This window comes from Micromonospora sp. NBC_01405 (assembly GCF_045040155.1).
Classification (GTDB): domain Bacteria; phylum Actinomycetota; class Actinomycetes; order Mycobacteriales; family Micromonosporaceae; genus Micromonospora.
Genome location: NZ_CP109532.1, coordinates 3,251,283 through 3,270,276, shown reverse-complemented (window position 1 = coordinate 3,270,276; position 18,994 = coordinate 3,251,283). Strand labels below are relative to the sequence as shown.

General features: G+C 73.1%; 17 protein-coding genes and 1 pseudogene. 9 read left to right on the top strand and 9 right to left on the bottom strand.

Annotation, left to right across the window (positions count from 1 at the left end):
• Positions 1-15: 15 nt before the first annotated feature.
• The 7 genes and pseudogenes from OG559_RS13850 to folP all read right to left on the bottom strand — a co-directional run bounded on the left by OG559_RS13850 (position 16) and on the right by folP (position 4,820).
• Positions 16-516, bottom strand: coding sequence for a hypothetical protein (locus OG559_RS13850; RefSeq protein WP_396670599.1), 501 nt, complete (start codon positions 514-516; stop codon positions 16-18).
• 62 nt (positions 517-578) lie between these two features.
• Positions 579-887, bottom strand: a complete 309-nt coding sequence (locus tag OG559_RS13845) for a hypothetical protein (RefSeq protein WP_387014262.1) — start codon at positions 885-887, stop codon at positions 579-581.
• Between the two features lie 129 nt (positions 888-1,016).
• Positions 1,017-2,234 (bottom strand): ABC transporter permease, encoded by a 1,218-nt coding sequence (locus OG559_RS13840; protein ID WP_405115756.1) that lies wholly within the window; start codon positions 2,232-2,234, stop codon positions 1,017-1,019.
• 118 nt (positions 2,235-2,352) lie between these two features.
• A complete protein-coding gene (locus OG559_RS13835; RefSeq protein WP_405115754.1) occupies positions 2,353-2,892 on the bottom strand; it encodes a DUF3180 domain-containing protein in 540 nt (179 codons plus the stop codon).
• A 19-nt stretch (positions 2,893-2,911) separates the two neighbouring features.
• The gene (folK, locus tag OG559_RS13830) at positions 2,912-3,439 is read right to left on the bottom strand and encodes a 2-amino-4-hydroxy-6-hydroxymethyldihydropteridine diphosphokinase (RefSeq protein ID WP_405115752.1); all 528 of its coding nucleotides are present in this window, start codon (positions 3,437-3,439) and stop codon (positions 2,912-2,914) included.
• Between the two features lie 137 nt (positions 3,440-3,576).
• Positions 3,577-3,930 (bottom strand): annotated as a pseudogene (gene folB, locus OG559_RS13825) (dihydroneopterin aldolase); the annotation flags it as partial.
• On the bottom strand, positions 3,927-4,820 hold the full coding sequence (folP, locus tag OG559_RS13820) for a dihydropteroate synthase (RefSeq protein ID WP_405115750.1): 894 nt from the start codon (positions 4,818-4,820) through the stop codon (positions 3,927-3,929). The gene folP and the pseudogene folB, both read right to left, overlap by 4 nt.
• A gap of 354 nt (positions 4,821-5,174) precedes the next feature.
• Between folP and OG559_RS13815 the strand changes: the two genes are divergently transcribed.
• Genes OG559_RS13815 through OG559_RS13785 form a run of 7 tightly spaced genes read left to right on the top strand, consistent with a single transcriptional unit; the run spans position 5,175 to position 13,621 of the window.
• On the top strand, positions 5,175-5,489 hold the full coding sequence (locus tag OG559_RS13815; RefSeq protein WP_350881380.1) for a hypothetical protein: 315 nt from the start codon (positions 5,175-5,177) through the stop codon (positions 5,487-5,489).
• A 10-nt stretch (positions 5,490-5,499) separates the two neighbouring features.
• The gene (locus OG559_RS13810; protein ID WP_350881378.1) at positions 5,500-5,862 is read left to right on the top strand and encodes a hypothetical protein; all 363 of its coding nucleotides are present in this window, start codon (positions 5,500-5,502) and stop codon (positions 5,860-5,862) included.
• Between the two features lie 49 nt (positions 5,863-5,911).
• Complete coding sequence (locus OG559_RS13805; RefSeq protein WP_405115748.1) at positions 5,912-9,346, top strand: ATP-binding protein; 3,435 nt, start codon at positions 5,912-5,914, stop codon at positions 9,344-9,346.
• A 1-nt stretch (position 9,347) separates the two neighbouring features.
• The gene (locus tag OG559_RS13800) at positions 9,348-11,309 is read left to right on the top strand and encodes an MFS transporter (RefSeq protein ID WP_405115746.1); all 1,962 of its coding nucleotides are present in this window, start codon (positions 9,348-9,350) and stop codon (positions 11,307-11,309) included.
• The gene (locus OG559_RS13795; protein ID WP_405115744.1) at positions 11,306-11,860 is read left to right on the top strand and encodes a hypothetical protein; all 555 of its coding nucleotides are present in this window, start codon (positions 11,306-11,308) and stop codon (positions 11,858-11,860) included. The genes OG559_RS13800 and OG559_RS13795 overlap by 4 nt, the downstream gene beginning before the upstream one ends.
• Positions 11,857-13,008 (top strand): M23 family metallopeptidase, encoded by a 1,152-nt coding sequence (locus OG559_RS13790; RefSeq protein ID WP_405115742.1) that lies wholly within the window; start codon positions 11,857-11,859, stop codon positions 13,006-13,008. The genes OG559_RS13795 and OG559_RS13790 overlap by 4 nt, the downstream gene beginning before the upstream one ends.
• Positions 13,009-13,021: 13 nt before the next feature.
• Positions 13,022-13,621, top strand: coding sequence for a hypothetical protein (locus OG559_RS13785; protein ID WP_405115740.1), 600 nt, complete (start codon positions 13,022-13,024; stop codon positions 13,619-13,621).
• Positions 13,622-13,624: 3 nt separating this feature from the next.
• Here OG559_RS13785 and OG559_RS13780 read toward each other — a convergent pair whose 3' ends face one another.
• Positions 13,625-14,008: a hypothetical protein gene (locus tag OG559_RS13780; protein WP_405115738.1), complete on the bottom strand. Its 384-nt coding sequence runs from the start codon at positions 14,006-14,008 to the stop codon at positions 13,625-13,627.
• 480 nt (positions 14,009-14,488) lie between these two features.
• On the opposite strand from OG559_RS13780, the gene OG559_RS13775 reads away from it, so the two are divergent.
• Both OG559_RS13775 and OG559_RS13770 read left to right on the top strand, forming a co-directional pair.
• A complete protein-coding gene (locus OG559_RS13775) occupies positions 14,489-17,287 on the top strand; it encodes an FtsK/SpoIIIE domain-containing protein (protein ID WP_405115736.1) in 2,799 nt (932 codons plus the stop codon).
• Positions 17,284-18,249 carry a hypothetical protein gene (locus tag OG559_RS13770; RefSeq protein WP_405115734.1) on the top strand — a complete coding sequence of 322 codons (966 nt, stop codon included), beginning with the start codon at positions 17,284-17,286 and terminating at the stop codon, positions 18,247-18,249. Before OG559_RS13775 ends, OG559_RS13770 begins: the two co-directional genes overlap by 4 nt.
• 105 nt (positions 18,250-18,354) lie before the next feature.
• Here OG559_RS13770 and folE read toward each other — a convergent pair whose 3' ends face one another.
• Complete coding sequence (folE, locus tag OG559_RS13765) at positions 18,355-18,981, bottom strand: GTP cyclohydrolase I FolE (protein WP_396670767.1); 627 nt, start codon at positions 18,979-18,981, stop codon at positions 18,355-18,357.
• Between the last annotated feature and the right edge of the window lie 13 nt (positions 18,982-18,994).

The window sequence follows — 18,994 nt, the reverse complement described above, 5'->3', positions numbered from 1 at the left end:
GCCCCGGCCGCCGGGTCAGGCCCGGCCGCCCAGGCTGGCGGTGCCGATGATCCAGCCGGAGAGGAAGCCGTAGGTGGCACCGGTGCCGGCGGCCTGAAGCGCGGCGAGCAGCGACGGGTCCGGCCCCAGCAGCGTGCTGACCAGCGCAGCCAGGCCGGCGGCCAGCACGTACGCCCCCCAGCCGGAGAAGAACTGGCTGAACGACCCCTGCACCCGGGCCACCTGCGAGGCCGGGAGCAGGTAGAGTAGGGCCCCCGCCAGGATCACCAGCAGGATGGCCCGCAGGTCGGTGGCGAGCACCCCCTGCCCCGGGTCGTCGGAGCTGAGGCGCCAGGCCGGCCAGGCGAGCAGCCGCAGGAACCAACCGCCGGCCCCGTTCGGGTCGGTGCTGTCCTCCGCCCACCCGACGTACAACGGGCTGCCGCAGACCCCGACGAGCACCAGCACCGCGAGGATGCCGGTGCCGGCCGCGGTCCCGTACCTGCTGACCGTGGCGGAGCGGTTGGTGGGAGGCATGGCGCGACCAGTTCCCGGTACGCCCCGACGGGCAAACCTGCGGGCCACCACGGTCGGCCCGGCTAGCGCTTCATCAGGTAGTCGATGAACTTGGCCCGCAGCAGCGGAGCCGACTCCTCGTAGCCGTGCCCGGTCAGCTCCCGCCACAGCGCGGCCGCCTCGTCGATGGTCGGGCCGACCGAGTTCGGCGCACCGTCCAACACGGCGGCCTCGTCGGCGTTGGGCAGGTGGCGCAGCACCGACCAGTAGAACCCGACGTCGCGACGCTCCCGGGCCAGCGCGAACGCCCGCTCCCGCAGCTCCTCGGTGGAGAGCGCGTCCAGCTCCTCGAACGTGTTCCCGCCGGTACCGGTGGAAGGTGTCTCGGTCATGCCGCCGAGCCTAACCGCCGAGATCACCGGGGGCGCGGCGGACGCGGCGCGGGCCGCGCGTGGGCGGCCAGGCGGCGTACGCCGACACCGTGCGGGCCGGGTGTCCATCGGCGGCGTGCGGGCGGGGCGTCAGCGGTCGCCGCCGTCCCAGCGCGGAGGGCGGGTGTCCCAGCGGGACGCGTCCCAGGGGTCCGCGGGCGTGTCGTCGGACCGGGTGGGCAGGGCGGGCGGCCAGTCCTCGACCGGCGCCGGCCGGGGCACCGACCAGCCGGAGCTGATGGCGCCGTCGCCGCTCGGACGGGCCTCCACGTCGGCACCCGCCGACCGGGGTCGCCCGTACGCCTCGACGAGCCGGGTCACCACCAGGCCGACGCCGAGCGCGGCCCCGCCCACCGTCCACCGGCTGACCTGCCAGCCCCGGGCCCTGGACCAGGCGAGCAGGACGGTGACCAGGCTCACCGCGAGCAGGGTCCCGAAGATTCCGCCGCGCCGGCCGTACGCGCTGGTGCCGGCGAGCAGCGCGGTGCCCACGGCGAGCACCGTCCAGCCCAGTCCCTCGGTCGGGACGACCGGCCCGGCGCCGTTGCCGGCGATCAGGATGCCGGCCAGCATGGCGAGGACGGTGGACAGGACGAACGAGACCACGACGACGGCGCCGGCCGCCCCGCCCCGGCGGCGGGCCGGGTCGGCCACCGCCCGGAACCGCCCGACCAGCCGGCGCACCGGTCGGATCGCCCCGAACAGGCCGCCGAGCACCGCCACCGCGGCGAAGCCGACGAAGAGGTAGAACGCGCTGTCGCGGGGGTCGTACCCGCCCTGCACGAGGACCGGCGCGGCCCGCCGCTCGATGTAGACCACCACGCCGGCCGCGCCGGCCAGGCTCGCCGCCCAGCCCGGCACGTGCAGCACGACCACAGCCAGCCCCACCAGCAGCCCGCCGACGGCGGCCACCGCCGCAGCGTGGCCCACCGCGACCTCGACCCCCCGGTCGCCCTGCTCGGCGAAGTGCAGCGCGGCGGCGACCGCGACCGGGCCCACCGCCAGGTTCACCGCCGCCGTCCGCAGGCTCAGTCCCGCGGCCAGGACGAGCAGCCCCACCGCCACCACGTCGACCAGCAGGACCCGCAGGCCGTCGTCGCGCAACGCGGCCGGGTCGTCCCGCCACAGCAGCCAGGTCAGCACGGCCAGGCCGGCGGCGAGCAGCAGCTCCCAGGTGACGTGCACGGCGACCCGATCCCGCCCCGGCTCGCCGTGCGTCGGGTCGTCGAAGACGTTCTCCAGCACCGCCGCGGGCACGCCCGACGAGGGCTGCACCGGGGCGTCGCGGCCCGAATCGTCGTACCCCATGACGCGTGCCCTCCCCAGGTCACGGCCGCAGGGTCCGACGCGGGCGGACCGGGGCGGCCGTTGCTCACCGGTCGCCAGGCACGGTACCTGCGCGCCGGGCCGGGCGTAACCCCCGCGCTCAGCGTCGACCCGGGCGGCTCTCCCGATCGCCGGTGTCGCGCTCGTCCTCCGGCTGCTCCGGCACCCGGCAGGCCCGCTCCAGCCAGAGCGCGGCGGCCACCAGCGCGAGCGAGGCGAGCAGCCCCGCCCCGGCGGCCGGGCGGTCCTCGGTGGCTGCCTGGGTGCGCTCCACGAAGAGCCACCCGGTCAGCCCGGCGCACCAGCCGGCGAAGATCGCCCCGGCCAGCGCGGACGCCTTGGCCAGCACCACGAACCGGGCCACCAGCAGCGGGTTGACCGGGTCACGACCCGGCTTGCGCTTGAGCCGGCCCCGGGTGTTGACCGCCGCGTACGCCTCCAGCACCGCAAGCCCGGCCAGCGTGACGACGGGCAGCCACGGCAGGCGGGGGAAGCCCTCGTAGTAGAACCCGCTGATCGCCAGCCAGGCCACCGCTGCGGCGGCCAGGCCGGCGACGACCAGGGTGGAGGTCCGGGTGGGGCCCATCCTGGACCGTTCGGGGTCCGTCCCGCGTGGCGGCGGGGACTGTGCCTGGGTCATGCCGGCCGGCTCCACTGGCTCATGTCGACGACTCTAACGCCAGATCCGGCCGGGGACTCAGTTCCAGGGCGTCACCGGCCACCGGTTCGGCGTTCAGCAGATCGGTCAGCCAACCGTGCCCGGGCAGCCGCCCGTACGGCTGGATGTCGATCCACGGCCGCAGCACGAACGCCCGCAGGTGGGCCCTGGGGTGCGGCAGCGTCAGCTCGGGGTCGTCGCTGCGCACCGGCTCACCCGCGTCGTCCCACACCGCGACCACGTCGACGTCCAGCGTGCGCGGGCCGAACCGGCGCTGCGGGTCGCGCTCGCGGCCGGCCCGCCGCTCGGCGGCCCGGGCCCGCGTCAGCCACTCACGTGGGGCCGCCGCCGGGTCCTCGACCAGCACCACCGCGTTGAGGTACGCCGGCTGGTCCGCGTCGCCCCACGGCGGGGTCTCGTAGACGCCGGAGACCAGCAGCACCGCCTCGCCGAGGGTGTCCACGGCCGAGCGGAGGTGGGCCACCCGGTCGCCGAGGTTGCTGCCGAGGGAGAGCAGGGCGCGGGTCACGCCACACCCTGGTTCCCGGCGGACGGGGGTGCCGGTTCTGGTTGCGGTTGCGGCCCCGGTTGTGACCGCGCCGGCGCCGGGCTGCCGGTGGTCGACGCCGGGCCGCCGCCGGGCGGGTGGGCCGGCGGGCCGGGACGGGTCCGGGTCATGGTCACCGCGACGTCGGTGAAGGCGTGCGGAACCGGGGCCTCGGGCTTGTGCACGGTCACCGTCGCCCGGACCACCCGGGGGTCGGCCAGACAGATCGCGAGGAGCCGGTCGGCGAGCGTCTCGATCAGGTTGACCGGTTCCCCCGTGAGCACCTCGACCAGCCGGTCGGCCAGCTCGCCGTAGTGCACCGTGTCGGTCACGTCGTCGGAGCGGGCGGCCGGCGCGAGGTCCAGTTCGAGGACGGCGTCGACGACGAAGTCCTGCCCCCGCTCGCGCTCGAAGTCGTAGACGCCGTGCCGCCCGTGCGCCCGCAGGCCGGTCAGCGTGATCCGGTCGGTCACCGGTCCCCCTCCGTCTGGATTCCGCCGGCCCGCTTCCCGCCGGTCCGGTCGGACACGAGGCGGGGACGGCCGCCGGCCCGCCAGACGGCCAGCGCGTCGACGGTGCCGAGCACGTCGTGCACGCGTACCCCCCAGGCGCCCGCCGCCACCGCGAGCAGGCTGGTGGCGGCGGTGGCCGCCTCCCGCCCGGCGGTCGGCCGGGGGACGCCGTCGGCGTCGGCGAGCAGCCGGCCCAGGTACGACTTGCGGCTGGCCCCGAACAGCAGCGGGAAACCGAGCTCCAGCAGCTCGGGCAGGCGGGCGGTGAGCTGCCAGTTGTGCTCGGCGGTCTTGGCGAAGCCGAGGCCCGGGTCGACGACGATCCGGTCGGCCGGCACACCGGCGGCCAGCGCGGCGTCGATCCGCTGGGCCAGCTCGGCCCGGACATCGATCACCACGTCGGTGTAGTGGGCCAGCTCGCGCATCCCCCGGGAGTGCCCCCGCCAGTGCATCAGCACCCAGGGGCAGCCGGCGTCGCGGACCACCCGGGCCATGTCCGGGTCCGCCAGACCGCCGGACACGTCGTTGACCACGGCGGCCCCGGCCGCGAGGGCGGCCTCGGCGACCCGGGCACGGCTGGTGTCGATGCTGACCGCGACGCCGGCGGCGGCGAGCTCCCGGATCACCGGCAGCACCCTGGCCTCCTCCGTCTCCGCGTCCACCCGGTCCGCACCGGGACGGGTCGACTCGCCCCCGACGTCCACCAGGTGCGCGCCGTCCACCGCGAGTCGCACCCCGTGTGCGACGGCGGCGGTGAAATCGGCGTACCGGCCGCCGTCGGAGAACGAGTCGGGCGTGACGTTGAGGACGCCCATCACCACCGGGGCCTGCGCCCGCACCAGATCGGTCACGACTGCACGGTACCGGTCGTTCCGGCGGCTCCCGGCGGCCCGGTCCGTCGCAGCATGAACGGCCCTGACATGCGCATTGGAACAGGTGTACGATCGGACGTCCGGGTCGTTCCGGGTCGAGTCTTCGCGGCTTGTCGCAAAGGGGGGCGGCCCGTACCCTTTGGAATTGCCCAGCAGTGAGACGGCGCAGCCTGGAGGGAGGGTCAAAGCGGGAAAAATCCCCCCAAAGCTCACCACCCTCCGTGGTGGGCAACGGACGCAGGGTCGCCGACGCTGCGCCTAGTGAGCACCATCCCGCCAGGCTTGCCTACTGCACCGCCGCGGCTTCGCCGGCCGCGACATGGGGAGGTTCCAGTGATCGCCATCGAGCTCATGGAGACGACGACGTCCGCCGTCAGCCACGCGCTCCACACCCTGGCGTCGACTCCACTCGCCGAGCCAGCGCCCAAGGGCATCGACACCAACAACATCGTCACCTTCTTCGCCAGCAAAATCGCTCCGATCCTGCTGGCCGTGCTCGGCGTCATCTTCATCGGCCGGGCCAGCCGCGGTGAGATCTCCAAGGTGCTGACCAGCTCCGCCATCGCGATCGTCGGGCTGGCCTTCATCGCCGGGGCGGCGACACTCTTCTTCATCGGTGACTACCTGATCGACCTGATCTTCGAATAGGCGCGGGCAAATGCGGCTGCGCACCGACGACGACATCTACCGGGCCCGCCTGGTCTACCTCGGGCCGCCCGGTTACACCCTGCCCGTGCACCTGCCGTACGCCCAGTACGGCCTGTTCATGCTGCTCGTACCCCTCTACATGTTCATCCACTGGCTGTTCACGCTGCGGGTCGAACTCTTCCCGGCCTGGGAGATCGCCCTCGCCATCGTGAGCACCTCGTTCATCTTCCGGTACGTCGACCCGGACCGGCCCGCGCGCATGGTGATCCGTACCGCGCTGACCGACTGGCGACGCACCCGGGAGTCGGCCGTCGAGCAGCGCGACCCGCGCATGGTGGCGAGCCGGATCAGGATCCGGGAGGAACTGGCATGACCGGGCGTACACCGATCGGGCCGTCGCGGCACTCGGGTGAGGCGGTGGCATGAGCCGCTCTTCCACGCCGGGTTCCCCGGCAGGACGCCACACCGCACCGCAGGGTAACCGTGCGCGCTCGTTCGACTACCCTGCGGGCGAGGAGCTGGACGAGGTCGCCCTCGACCCGGCGCTCGCCACCACGCCCGGTCACGGCCGGGTCGGGGTCTTCCAGGCGCCACGCCCCGCACCGGGACGCCCGGGTGCGCCGGAGCCACCCGCGCCGATGGTCGCCGAGAACGCGGACATCGACTCCCCGTTCCTCGACCTGTTCGGCGGCGCCCACCCGGGGGCGTCCCGGCCCGCGCTGCCGGCCCCGCCCCGACCGACCGGCCGGGACCTGCCCGCGATCCCCCACCAGCAGGTGGCCGCCGTACCGCCGCCCGCCCGCGCGGAGCTGCAGCCGGCCCCCGTCGAGCGGTCCCCCTCGCCGGTCGAGCGCACCCCGGCACCGGCACCCGTCCCGCAGAGCCGGGCCCGGGTCCCCCAACAGCCGGCGGACCGGCTCCCGGCGGTCCGTCCCGCCGCGGGGCCCGATCTGCCCCCGCCCCCGGTCACCCAGGTCACCGACCCCGACGACGAGACGTACGGCTGGCGCGACGTCGCGCCGCCCGCCGTCCGGGAGCCGGAGCGGCCCCCGCACCGGGTGCCCGAACCGCACCGGGCCGAACCGCACCGGGCCGAGCCGCACCGGGCCGAGCCCCACCGAGAAGTGGAGCGGGCGACCCGCCACGCGCCCGATCCGGCACCTGCGCCGGCCAGCCGGGAGGCCACGCCGCCCCGCCAGCGCACGGTCGACCGGCCAGGCAAGCCCGCCCGGCCCGACAAGGCCGGGAAGGCCGCGAAACCGGCCAAGCAGGCCAAGCCGGTCCGGGCACCGAAGATCAAGTTCGGGGATCGGGACCCGTCGGTCGAACTGGCCATCACAGAGATCGCCGGCCACCTGACGTTCACCCCCAACACCGTCACCGCCTGGTACTGGCTGCCCGAGGTGCGCTGGGCGTTCCGGCCGGACGCCGAACGGGAGGCGCTGCTCGCCGCCATCTCCGAGCAGTACGCCGGGCTCGCCGGATTCCGGCTGCACCTACGCCGCACCACCCGGCCCTTCCCGGCCGACGAGTGGGCCCGCACCATCGACACGCACACCGCGGCCCCGCTGCCCGACGTGCCGGGCACCGCCGGCTGGGGCGACCATCTGGTGGCGGCCCAGCGGCACCTGCTCTCTGTCAACCACGCCGAGGGGCAGACGTACCTCGGCGTCACCTTCGCCCGGCGTTCTCTCGGCGACTCGCTCACCGAGCGACTGCTGCGCACCTTCGGCCGGGGCGTCGCCGACGGCGAGCGCCGCAAGCTCGGTCGCACCGTCGAACAGTTCGACGAGGTGCTGGGCGCGTTCGGCATGCGCGGGCGGCGGGTGACCGCCCAGGAGCTGGAGTGGCTGCTCTACCGCTCGGTCGCGCTGTGCATGGCCCCACCCGGCACCCTCTCCCCGATCACCAACGGCCGATGGGAGCGCGGAGACCTGCTCGCCCTCACCGAGCAGGTCGAGCGCTACCGCACCCCGTACGGCTCGACGGTTAAGCTGGTCAACCGGATGACCGGCGAGGAGCGGCACGTGGCCGTGCTCGCGGTCGGCCGGATGGAGCCGCTGGAGATCCCCGAGCGGCACGAGCCCTGGCTGCACTTCCACGAGCGGCTGCCCTGGCCGATGGAGATCTCCACCCGGGTCGACATCCTCGGCTCCGGTGACTCGTTCCGAAACCTTGAGCACCGGCTGCGGATGATCCGCTCCCAGCAGCTCGACTACGCCGAGCACGGCATCGACGCCCCGCCCGAGCTGGAGCGACTGGCCAAGCGGGCGCTGGTGATCGGCGACGAGATGACCACCGGCCTGCCGGTGGACTCGGCCCGGGCGCACGGCTGGCACCGGATCGCGGTCGGCGGCCGGACCCGGGAGGAGTGCCTGGAACGGGCCCGCCGGCTGATCCAGCTCTACTCCCGCGAGCTGCGCGTCTCGCTGCAACACCCGAAGAACCAGGACTGGCTGGCCCGGGAGTTCATCCCCGGCGAGCCGATCGCCAACACCGGGTACGTCCGCCGGATGCCGGTCAACCTGCTCGCCGCCGCGCTGCCCCAGGCCGCGTCGACGGTGGGCGACCGGCGCGGCGACCTCATCGGGCGGACCGCCGGCACCTGCCGCCGGCCGGTCTTCCTCGACATGCACTTCCCGATGGAGGTGCGGGAACGCTCCGGGCTCGCGGTCTTCGTCGCCGAGCCGGGCGGCGGCAAGTCGACGCTGCTCGGCGCGCTGGGCTACCTCGCCGCCCGGCGCGGGGTGCAGGTGACCCTGCTCGACCCGTCCGGGCCGCTGGCCCGGCTGTGCAACATGCCGGAGCTGCGTCCGTACTCGCGGGTGCTCAACCTGACCGGCTCCGAGCAGGGAACGCTGGCACCGTACGCGCTCATCCCGACGCCGCTACGCAGCGAGTTCAGCGCCGGCGCGACCGGCGACCGGGAGTTCGAGATCGCGATCTCCAACGCCCGCGCCGAACGCCGCATGCTGGTACAGGACATCTGCATGATGCTGGTGCCGCCGCAGGTGGCCCGGGAGGCGTCCACCGCCACCCTGTTCCGGCACGCGGTGCGCCAGGTGCCGGCAGAGGAGACGTCCACCCTGGACGACGTGGTCGCCTGCCTGGGGCAGCTCGACGACGACGCCGGCAAGGAGCTGGCCAACCTGCTGCTGGACACCGCCGAGATGCCGCTGGCCATGCTCTTCTTCGGCCGCCCGCCGGAGGGGCTGCTCGGCGCCGACGCGGCGCTTACCGTGATCACCATGGCCGGGCTGCGGCTGCCCGACCTCAAGATCGAACGGGAGTACTGGTCGGCCGAGGAGGCCCTCGCGTTGCCTATGCTGCACACCGCCCACCGGCTGGCGGTACGCCGCTGCTACGGCGGTTCGATGTCATCCCGGAAACTGGTAGGCCTGGACGAGGCGCACTTCATGGAGGGTTGGCGCTCCGGCCGATCGTTCCTGGTCCGACTCGCCCGCGACTCCCGCAAGTGGAACCTCGCCGCCCTGGTCGCTTCGCAGAACCCGCGGGACATCCTCGGCCTCGACGTCCAGAACCTCGTCTCCACCGTCTTCGTCGGCCGGATCGCCGAGGACGCCGAGATCGCCTCCGAGGCGCTGCGGCTGCTCCGCGTCCCGGTCAACGACGGGTACGAGGCCACCCTGGCCTCGCTGTCGACCGCGGACGCCACCTCGGCCGTCCGACTCGGCTTCCGCGAGTTCGTCATGCGCGACGTCGACGGGCGGGTGCAGAAGGTCCGGGTGGACGTGTCGTACGTCGACGGGCTGCTGGATCACCTGGACACCACCCCCGCCGCGGTCGCCGCGACGGCTGGGCAACTGCCGACCAATCTCCCGGACCTGGAGGCGTGACATGGCGAGGGTGCGGGCCCGGTTAGCGGCGTTCCTGCTCGCGCTCGGCGTACTCGCCGGGGCCACCGTCGCCTGGCCGGTGGTGGGCGGCGACCCGGCGTACGCCGCCCCGCCGACGGCCCAGGCCCGCGCGGATCTGTGCACCACCCAGGAGTGGCAGGCCGACTTCCGTACCTGCGTCGGCAAGCTGAACGCGGTCGCGGCCGACCGCGCGCAGTGTCTGGAAGCGCCGACTCCCAGCGCACCAGACTCCGGTCTGGCTGGCTGGTTTGCCAGTGCCCCTCCCAAGGAGGAGTCGCCGGGTGGGGTCACCGGCCAATACAGCCTCTATGGATACGGCGGCTACAGCTACACCACCTACGACATACCCGGCGGCTGTGTCTCCACTGTTCTTCACCCGGACTACAAATTTACCACTACCGTCGCCAACGGCGAGTTCATGATCGCTACTGCGATCATCGGCGCATCGAACGCCCTGCGGGAGAGGGCTTGGGACCCTCGGTCTATGTGGGGATGGGCTGATCCGCTCGTAGATCAAGCCACAAAAGCCGTTTACCAGAAGGTGTTCAGTGTATTCGGTATCATCACACTTTGCGTGGTAGGTCTCTACCTCCTCTGGAGATCCCGCCAATCGGATATGAGCAACGCGATGACGACAGCAGGCTGGGCTCTACTGGTGATGGTTGCGGTCACCGCATTGGCCGCCTGGCCAGTCAAATCCGCCAACTTGGCGGACGGGACGCTGATTACCACTCTTGGTGTGGTGCATGACGCAGTCGGCCCTCAGGCGAAAGAGCCGACACCAGGGCGTTGCATCGATTCACCTGAGCGATGCAAAGACCTTCGATCCCCTGCCATTCGTGCCAGCGACACTGCAAATGAAACGATGTTGTACCGCAATTGGCTCCGCGGCGTCCTGGGGTCTGCTGACAGCGAGACGGCCAAGAAGTATGGACCAGCACTTTACGATGCAAGATCGCTGACATGGGGGGAATCCCAGTCCATCCGCGCCAACCCTGCCACCAGACCCGCCATGATCGAGGCCAAGAAGCAACAATGGATGAAGGTTGCCGAGCAGATCAGGAACGAAGACCCTGAAGCGTACGAATATCTTCAAGGCATCCGGGACATGGACCGGGTCGGTTCCGGCTTCATCGCGGTGCTCGCCGCACTGCTCTTCGCAATGTTCGACCTCACCGCCTCGCTGCTGGTCCTGCTGGGCTTCCTCATCTTCCGGTGGGCGGTGATCGCGGCCCCGATTCTGGGCACCGTGGGCCTGATGCGTCCGGCGAGCGCCGGACTTCGGCGGCTGGCCAACGCCGTCGTCGCCGCGGTGTTCAACATCGCCATCTTCGGCACCGGGGCCGCCATCTATCTCTTCGCCGTGGACCTGATCATGAGCACGGCTACCCTGCCCGGATGGCTCCAGGTGGTGCTGGTGTGGCTCTGCGGGGTGGTCGGCTGGCTGCTGCTGCGCCCGTACCGTCGGATCACCCAGCTCGGTGGCAAGGACAACAGCGAGGCCGTCAGCTCGGCCGGCTCGTGGCATCGTCGGTTCTTCCGGGACATTCGCACCGCCGCACGGCTGGACGTGGCGGAGCCGGGCGGCACCGCCGAGCCGGCCCTGGCCCGGCGACGAGGCGTGGGGCTGGAGCAGCGCAGCCTCCGGCCGGAGGCCCGACACGAGGATCCGAGTCAGGCCAAGGTCCCCACCATTGTCAGCAGCACCCCGAAGGGGCGGCAACGGTCCGACAATCGTACGCATCCGGACGAGGCCACTGTGCCGGAGCAGCGGAGCGAAGCACGTCCCGCCGCGCCCCGGCCTCGGCGTCGCCAGCCCGCGACTTGGACGGAGCCGGACGTGCCCGAGGAGAACGCGTCCTTCGTCATCTACCGCCCCGGGTCTGCCGAGCCTTCCACGCCGCGGCCCGCGGTACCGCGGATCCGTACCGAGGCGCGGTGAGCGTGATGCGACGGGCGGTCGAGTTCCTGTTCACACGCGTGCTGCGGTCCCGGCTGGGCATAGCGTTGGTCATCGGCGTCCTCGTACTCGGCGTGCTCGGAGCGGCCAGGCTGGTCTCTGGGCTAGGGAATCCACAGACGGGCCTGAGTCAACCGAGCGAGCCGATCACCACCGTCGATCCAACCACCGGTGACGACGGCGTGGTCGGGAGTACCACGCCCCCGTCACCGGTGAGCCGGCCGGGCGCACCACCGCCCGAGCAGATCGCGGACAGGTTCACCGCCGCCTGGCTCGGCGGTCGCGACGGCGGGGCCGACGAATGGCACGCCGCCCTGCGTCCGCTTTCCACGCCGGAACTGACCGAGGAACTCGCCGGTGCCGATCCGGCTGGGATCCCAGCGGAGCGGACGACCGGAGAACCGAGCCTCCGGCTCCGGACGGAGCGCTTCGTGGAGGTGTTGGTGCCGCTCGACTCGGGGCGTCTACGGCTGGAGCTCGTGGCCCCGGACGGGCATTGGCTGGTCGACGCTGTGGACTGGGAGCGGACATGAGCGATCACCTCGAAGGCGGGGCCCCACGCCGCCGGCAACTGCGCGTCGGTGCCTTGGCCGCCGCGCTGACCGCGGCCCTCACGCTGCTCTGCTGCACCGGCGGCACGGCGGCGTTCTTCCTCACCGAACTGAGCGGCGGTGGGGATGACCTCTCCCCCGAGGCCCGGTCCGGCTGCGGACGGACGCACCAGGTCAACGTGTCAGGAAAGATGCCGCGCTTCGCCCAGTACGGCGACAGCCAGATCCGCAACGCCGCCGTCATCATCAAGGTCGGCTCCGACATGAAGGTTCCGCCCCGGGGATGGGTCGTCGCGATCGCCACCGCCATGCAGGAGTCCGGTCTGCGCAACCTCCCACACCTCGGCAGCCGCAACGACCACGACTCGGTGGGCCTCTTCCAACAACGCCCCAGCCAGGGCTGGGGCTCACCGGAACAGTTGCAGGACCCGGCCTACACGTCCCGGAAGTTCTACGAGAAGCTGGTGAAGGTCCCCAACTGGGAGCAGATGCCGCTGACCCGGGCCGCCCAGCGGGTACAGGTCAGCGCCTTCCCGGATGCCTACGCCAAGCACGAGGAACTGGCTAGCAAGATCGTGGACGCGCTCGCCGGGGGCGCGGCCCGCACGGTGCAGGTGGCGAAGCAGAACATCTGCAACGCGGCCACCCGGGGCCAGATCGCCGCCTCGGGCTGGACCGCGCCGATCCCGGGTGGCGTCGGGTCCGGGTTCCGGACCGCGAGTCGGCCCAGCCACAACGGCGTGGACATCGGCGCGTCGAAGCACACCCTGATACGCGCCGCCGCCACGGGTCGGGTCCTGGTAGCCCGCTGCGACCCCGACCATGGCGGGCGCAGCAGTTGCGACGTGGATGGCTGGCCGGGCAAGGGCGGGTGCGGTTGGTTCGTCGACATGCTGCACGCCGGCGGCTACGTCACCCGGTATTGCCACATGATCGTCAAGCCCCGGGTCGTTCCCGGTCAACTCGTGAAAGCCGGAGAGGTGATTGGGGAGGTCGGCAGCAGCGGCAACTCCTCCGGGCCGCACCTGCACTTCGAGGTGCACCTCGACGGGGATCGTTCCAGCCGGGGTGCCGTGAACCCGGTGTCGTTCATGCGGGACCGGGGCGCGCCGCTGAACGGCAAGGCGTGAGGCCCCGGGGCGCATGACCGGGCCATTCCCCGACCCCTTCGCCGACCAACCCGACTGGGCCCCTCTACCACCCCGGCCGATCGAGATCGTGCCCGCGACCGTCCGGGTCGACCTGCGCGGCCAGCGGGTCCTGATCGGGCTACCGGGCCTCGGTTGGCGCGGTGACCTGCGTGCCGACGAGCGGGTGGTGCAGAACAGCCGCACCTACGTGCCGGTCATTCCGGAGCAGGAGTGGTATCGCGCCGAGTCCGAGCAGGTCGAGGTGTTCGCCCCACTCGTGCCGGTCGAGCGGGTCTGGGTAGAGGCCGTCGGAACCCGGCCGAGCGGTGGAGCACCCCAGGAATCCGGTGCCCATCTGGTGTCCCTGGACGCGCCGACCCACCGCGCGCCGACCCCGGTGTTCGATGCCGGCGTTGTCACCGGGCGGCGAGTCGTGCACGTCACGGACACCGGGGAGCAACGGGACCTGCGTGCGGTGACCGAGACCTACTCGGGCACGGACGGAGACATCTGCGTGCGGGTCACTCCGGAGTTGGAGTGGTACCGCTGGGCCTGGCGAGGACAACCCCCGACGACCCTAGAGGTGCCGGTCCACCTGTTGTGGATCGAATAGCCATCAGTTGGGTTGCGCGGTACAGACACGCCATCCTTCCTGCTCGGACAATCCGAAACGCCAGTTGTCGGTGAGGCTTTGCTGCACCCCGTCCACCTGAGCGCTTCTCCTAATCACCGCGTCTACGATCGAATTCGACGAACCATTTTCGACGACTACAAGATTTTCGATATTCACCGATATTGAGACGCCTAGCTCCTTTTCCTTAACGAGGATATGGTCTTGAAATGCCTCTATCGCAGGCATTCGGTCACCGCAGGTAAAAAACGACGCTCGGTTCTGGTCACGCTTGACCAGCAGAGCCTGGAGGTAACTGACGACCACTACATCGGGGGCGCTGCGGTCCGGGGTGGTGGCGCGTTCGTACAGGACGAAGGCGGTCGCCACGCCTCCGAGCATAAGCAAGCCGACCACCCCGGCGACCACGGTGACGACGGTGCGCAACCGACGCGGCGGACGGACCGGTGCCGGTGCCCCGGACGGGGGCGCCAGTTGCTCCGGCGGGGTCCGTTGCGCCGGTACGCGGGAGACCTGGGAACCGGCGGAGGGCTGCACTGATTCCACCCCTTGAGGCTATCGGCTGGACGCCTCGTACCCAATGCCCCAGACGCCACCGATCATGACCGGGGCACGACCGGCCCGGCCCGCCGCGCGCCCGATCGCCGAGGACGGGGGCGTGGCCCGCGCCGTGATCAGGGGACCGGCGCTCTCGACGCGAGGAGCCGCCCCGCACCACCACCACCGGGAAGCCCTCGTGCCGGTAATCACCCGGCACCTGGGCGCAGCGCCGTGGCGCATCCCGGAGGGGGGCGCCGACCTGGGATACGGTCACTGCGCGGGGAGGGGTTGCCAGCCTCGGGAAGAGGGGTGGACGCGGTGGCCGGTCCGAGGACACGCACAAACCGCGCCGCTGCCCTGCACCGGAGGGCGGAGGCGACGGCCACCGCAGCGGCCGGCATGCTGGACGAGATCCGGCCCGCGCCGGCCGACCAGCGCCGGCAGTACGAGCTCGCGGACCGGCTCCGCAGCACGGCGGCCCTGCTGGCGCCCGGCTGGGCCGGGGAACCACTGGAGACGGTCGCCGCGGAGGCTCCCTCGGGCGAGGGGCCACCGGCTTTCGTCCGGGTCGGGACCGCCGCCCCGCTGGAGGACGCGCGCTTCCCCGCGCTGGTGCCGCTGCTCGGAACCGGGCACTTGGCGATCGACACCGACGTTCGTGACCCGCGGGTGGCCGGGCTGCTCCGGGCGATCCTGCTTCGCCTGCTCGCGGCGACGCCCGCCGGCTGCCTGCTGGTCCGCGCCGTCGACGCGATCCGCACCAGCGACGCGGTTCACGCCAGCAGCGTAATCCGCACCAGCGACGCATTCCGTACCAATACGGGTGCCGGGTCGGCCGTAGCGCTGCCCGACACCTTCGCGCCGTTCTCGGCGCTCGCGGACGCCGGGCTCCTGCCCCCGCCTGCGGTGGACGTCGCCGGGCTGCGGGCGGTACTCACCGAAGCGGAACAGTGGGTGGCTCCGGGCACCGGCCGACCGCGCCGCCACGACCGCACGCTGCTGCTGGTCGTCGCCGCGCTGCCCGAGCTGACCGGGCCGACCGACCTGGGGCGGATTGAGGCGCTGGCCGAGCAGGGACGCGCCGCCGGGCTACACCTCGTCGTGGCGGGTTGGCCCCCGGCCGGTCCGTACGCGACCCGCGCCCCCCTGCCACAGGCCACCCCGTTGTCCGTACGCAACGCGTACTCGCTGTTGGGCGACCCTCCCGGCACCTCGTTCGCCGGCCCGGGCGCGGAGCCGCCCGGAGGGCTCAACTCGCCCGTCTTCGTCGACGACGATCCACCCCCGGCACTGGTCGACGAGGTCTGCCGACGGCTCGCCGAGGAGGTGGAGGCCGGCTCCCGGCTCAGCCTGGCCGATCTGCTCCCCGACCCGGACGAGCCACTGTGCACGGCCAGTTCGGCGGAGGGGATCGCCACCACTGTCGGGGACGCCGGCGGCCGGCCGGTGACCGTCGGCTTCACCGAGCTGACCCCGCACTGGCTGGTCAGCGGCCGGTCCGCCGCAGGCCGCGCCGCCTTCCTCACCAACGTGCTGCTCGGTCTCTCCGCCCGGTACGGCCCGGACGAGCTGGTCCTGCACCTGGCCGACCTCGGTGAAGGCGAGTCGTTCGCGGAGTTTCTCCAGACCGAGCGGGACCGGTCCTGGGTGCCCCAGGTCCGTACGGCGGGGATGGCCGCCGACCGGGAGTACGTGCTGGACCTTCTCGGTGAGCTGACCGCGGAGGTCCAGCGTCGGGAGGAGGCCGGGCAGCGTGCCGGCGGCCAGCGGTTCACCGCCCTGCGGGAGCACCAGTCCCTGCCCCGCGTGGTGTGCGTGATCGACAACATCCCGCTGCTCCTCGCGGACCGGGACCGGCTAGCCGCCGAGGCGACGGCCCGGTTGGACACCCTGGCGCGCTCGGGCCGGGCGTACGGGGTCCACCTGGTCCTGGCCGGGGAGGGCAACCTCGGGATCGCCGGTGGGCAGACGACCCGGGACTCGATGCTCGGGCAGTTTCCGGTACGGGTTGCCCTGGCCGGCGGCGGCCCGGTGCTGGAGCCGAGCAACGACGCCGCCGCCGGCCTGCCGGTGGGCAGCGCGGTGGTGAACACGGCGGGCGGGCTCGGCGGGCCCCGGGGCGCGACCCGGGGGCACGAGCGGATGGTCCGGTTCCCCGACCCGCACGAGGTCCCGGAGAGCATCGCGGAGCTGCGGCACCGGCTCTGGGAGGCCCGGGCGGAGCGGTCCGCGCCCCCGGTCGTCTTCGCCGGCTGGGCGCGTCCGCTCTTGCGCAACGACCCCCGCTACCGGGCAGCCTTCGCGGGCCGGGCCCGTGGACCGGCCGCCCTGCTCGGCCGTGCGGTGGACCTGTCCCGGTCTACGGTGGCGGTGCCGATCGGCCCGGCTGCCGGCCGCAACATCGCAGTCCTGGGCCCAGGGGTGGAGGCCGCCGCGCTGCTCGCGACCGCAGCCCGCAGCGTCGCCGCGCACCACCGGCCCGGTACGGGACGGTTCGTCGTGGCCGCGCTCGGCGCCGATGCGGTGCCGGTGGCCGACGCGCTCGCCGCCGACCTCGCCGGCCAGCATCGGGTGGACCGGGTCGGCCTGCCGGGCCTGCTCGCCGCGCTGGACGCCGACGAGCCGGGCTACCTGGTGGTCTTCGGTCTCGACGGACCCGCCCCGCAGGAGCTGCCGCCGGACCTGCTGCGGGCCCTGCTGCGGGAGGGCCCCCCGACCGGCCGGCACCTGCTCGGCTGGTGGCGCACGGTGCCGCCGTTCACCGCGGTCGTCCAGGCCGAGGACGAGGTCGACAAACTCGCTGCCGTCGTGGCGGTGGGCGTGCCGGGGACGCAGCTCGCGGCGGTGTTCGGCCACCCGGTGCAGTGGCGTCCGCGCAGGAACCGGGCCGTGCTCTGGGACGGCCCGGACGAGCGGGGCGTCCTCCTGGTGCCGTTCGCCGAACCCCCGGTGGGGTCCGCCCCCGGAAACGGAACCGACGCCGTGAGCGGAACCGAACCCGTGAACAACGCCGTGAACGGGGCCGACGCCGCGAACAACGCCGGAGGCGGGGACGCGGCCGAGGCCGCAGGCAGGGCCGACGCCGCAGGGGCTGGGGAGAGCGCATGAGCCGGGAGCCGACCAGCATCGCCGATGCGGCGACGGCTGCCGCCCCGGTCAGGCAGCGTTCCGGTGCCGATCCCGCACCGCCCCGTCCCGCCGACGGCGCGACCACCTGGACCGAGTACGTCGCCGCGGCCCGGCAGCTCGACGGGGTGCGCCGGAGCGCGGCGACCGCCGCGACGGAGCAGGCCCGCGCGGTCCGGGCCGCCCGGGAGGAACTGACCGCGGTACGCGAGCGACTCGCCCCGCAGCGGTCCCGGCTGCGAGAGCTGGGCGTACCCCCGATGGTGCTGGTGCCGTCGCCGCCCGAGCTGACGGAGGCGGCCCGGAGCATGGTGGGTGGGCCGACGGCGGTGCTGGGCGCGCTGCGGGCGGCCCGGGGCTGGGCGGACGCGGCGGACGGCGTGCTGGCCGCGCGCAGCCCGCTCCGCCCGGCGGCCTGGCCGCCGAAGGTCCGCAACCTGCTGGTGTACGGGCCGTTGGCACTGGTCGTACCGCTGCTCCAGGTGGTGATCTACCTGGCCACCGGCACCGGCCCAGCGAGCGTGGTCGCGCTGATCTGTGGGGTGCCGATGCCGGTGGCTGCCTTCGTCGCCGGCTGGCTCGCCGTCGGCCGGCTGTTCGACGGGCCGACCGGTCCTGCGGCGGCCGGGGAAGCCACCCGCCGGACGTCGAGCCCGGGTACGGCCGACGGCCCGACGGAGTCCGCCCCGGGTGTCCCGGTGGTTGCCGGCTCCCGTGGTCGGGTGGACCCGACGGGCGTGTCGTTGGCGGCGGTCCGCGCGTCAGGCCGGCGGACCGGCGGGGGCGGTGCCGTGGACGATCCGGCGGCGACGGCCGTCGGGGCGGTGCCGAACCCGGCGACCAGTGGTCGAGTGGACCGGACCCCCCGGTGGGGTGCCCTGGTCTGCCTCGTCCCGGCGGTGTCGACCACGGCGGGACTCGTTCTGGCGATGCTGGCCGGCTGACCCGCCCGCCGGGCCGGGCGCGGCGCGCCCGTGCGGGCCCATCCCGCCCTGGGCGGACTCCGTGAGGTCCAGCGACCCGGCGTCGCCCGCCGGCGAATCCCGCGGTCAGCGGTGGATGATCAAGGCCATCGCCTCGGCCCGGGACTTCGCGTCGTTCTGGAGCGTGCCGCGCACCGCCGAGGTGATCGTCTTCGCCCCGGACTTCTGGATGCCGCGCATCGCCATGCACATGTGCTCGCACTCGAGCACCACCACGACGCCGCGCGGGGCCAGCTTGCTCATCAGCAGGTCGGCGATCTGCGAGGTGAGCCGCTCCTGCACCTGGGGACGGCGGGCGAAGACCTCGACCAGCCGGGCCAGCTTGGACAGGCCCGTGATCCGGCCGTCCGTTCCGGGGATGTAGCCGATGTGGGCGCTGCCCCGGAACGGGAGCAGGTGGTGCTCGCACAGGCTCATCACGTCGATGTCCCGGACGAGCACCAACTCCTCGTGGTTGGCCTCGAAGGTGGTGCTGAGCACCTGCGCCGGGTCGACCCGCAGGCCGGCGAAGAGCTCGGCGTACGCGCGGGCGACCCGGGCCGGGGTCTTGACGAGCCCGTCGCGGTCGGGGTCCTCCCCGACCGCGATCAGGATCTCGCGTACCGCCTTCTCGATCCGGGGCAGGTCGACGGCCTCCTCGACCGGGCGCCCGGTCAACCTTCCGTTGACCAGGCGCGCGGCGAGGTAGTCCAGCCCGTCGGTGTCG

Coding starts and splice junctions, on each gene's coding strand:
- OG559_RS13835 (WP_405115754.1), bottom strand. CDS start 2,892: ATGACCCAGGCACAGTCCCCGCCGCCACGCGGGACGGACCCCGAACGG.
- OG559_RS13845 (WP_387014262.1), bottom strand. CDS start 887: ATGACCGAGACACCTTCCACCGGTACCGGCGGGAACACGTTCGAGGAG.
- OG559_RS13840 (WP_405115756.1), bottom strand. CDS start 2,234: ATGGGGTACGACGATTCGGGCCGCGACGCCCCGGTGCAGCCCTCGTCG.
- OG559_RS13800 (WP_405115746.1), top strand. CDS start 9,348: ATGGCGAGGGTGCGGGCCCGGTTAGCGGCGTTCCTGCTCGCGCTCGGC.
- OG559_RS13805 (WP_405115748.1), top strand. CDS start 5,912: ATGAGCCGCTCTTCCACGCCGGGTTCCCCGGCAGGACGCCACACCGCA.
- OG559_RS13790 (WP_405115742.1), top strand. CDS start 11,857: ATGAGCGATCACCTCGAAGGCGGGGCCCCACGCCGCCGGCAACTGCGC.
- OG559_RS13785 (WP_405115740.1), top strand. CDS start 13,022: ATGACCGGGCCATTCCCCGACCCCTTCGCCGACCAACCCGACTGGGCC.
- OG559_RS13810 (WP_350881378.1), top strand. CDS start 5,500: ATGCGGCTGCGCACCGACGACGACATCTACCGGGCCCGCCTGGTCTAC.
- OG559_RS13850 (WP_396670599.1), bottom strand. CDS start 516: ATGCCTCCCACCAACCGCTCCGCCACGGTCAGCAGGTACGGGACCGCG.
- OG559_RS13770 (WP_405115734.1), top strand. CDS start 17,284: ATGAGCCGGGAGCCGACCAGCATCGCCGATGCGGCGACGGCTGCCGCC.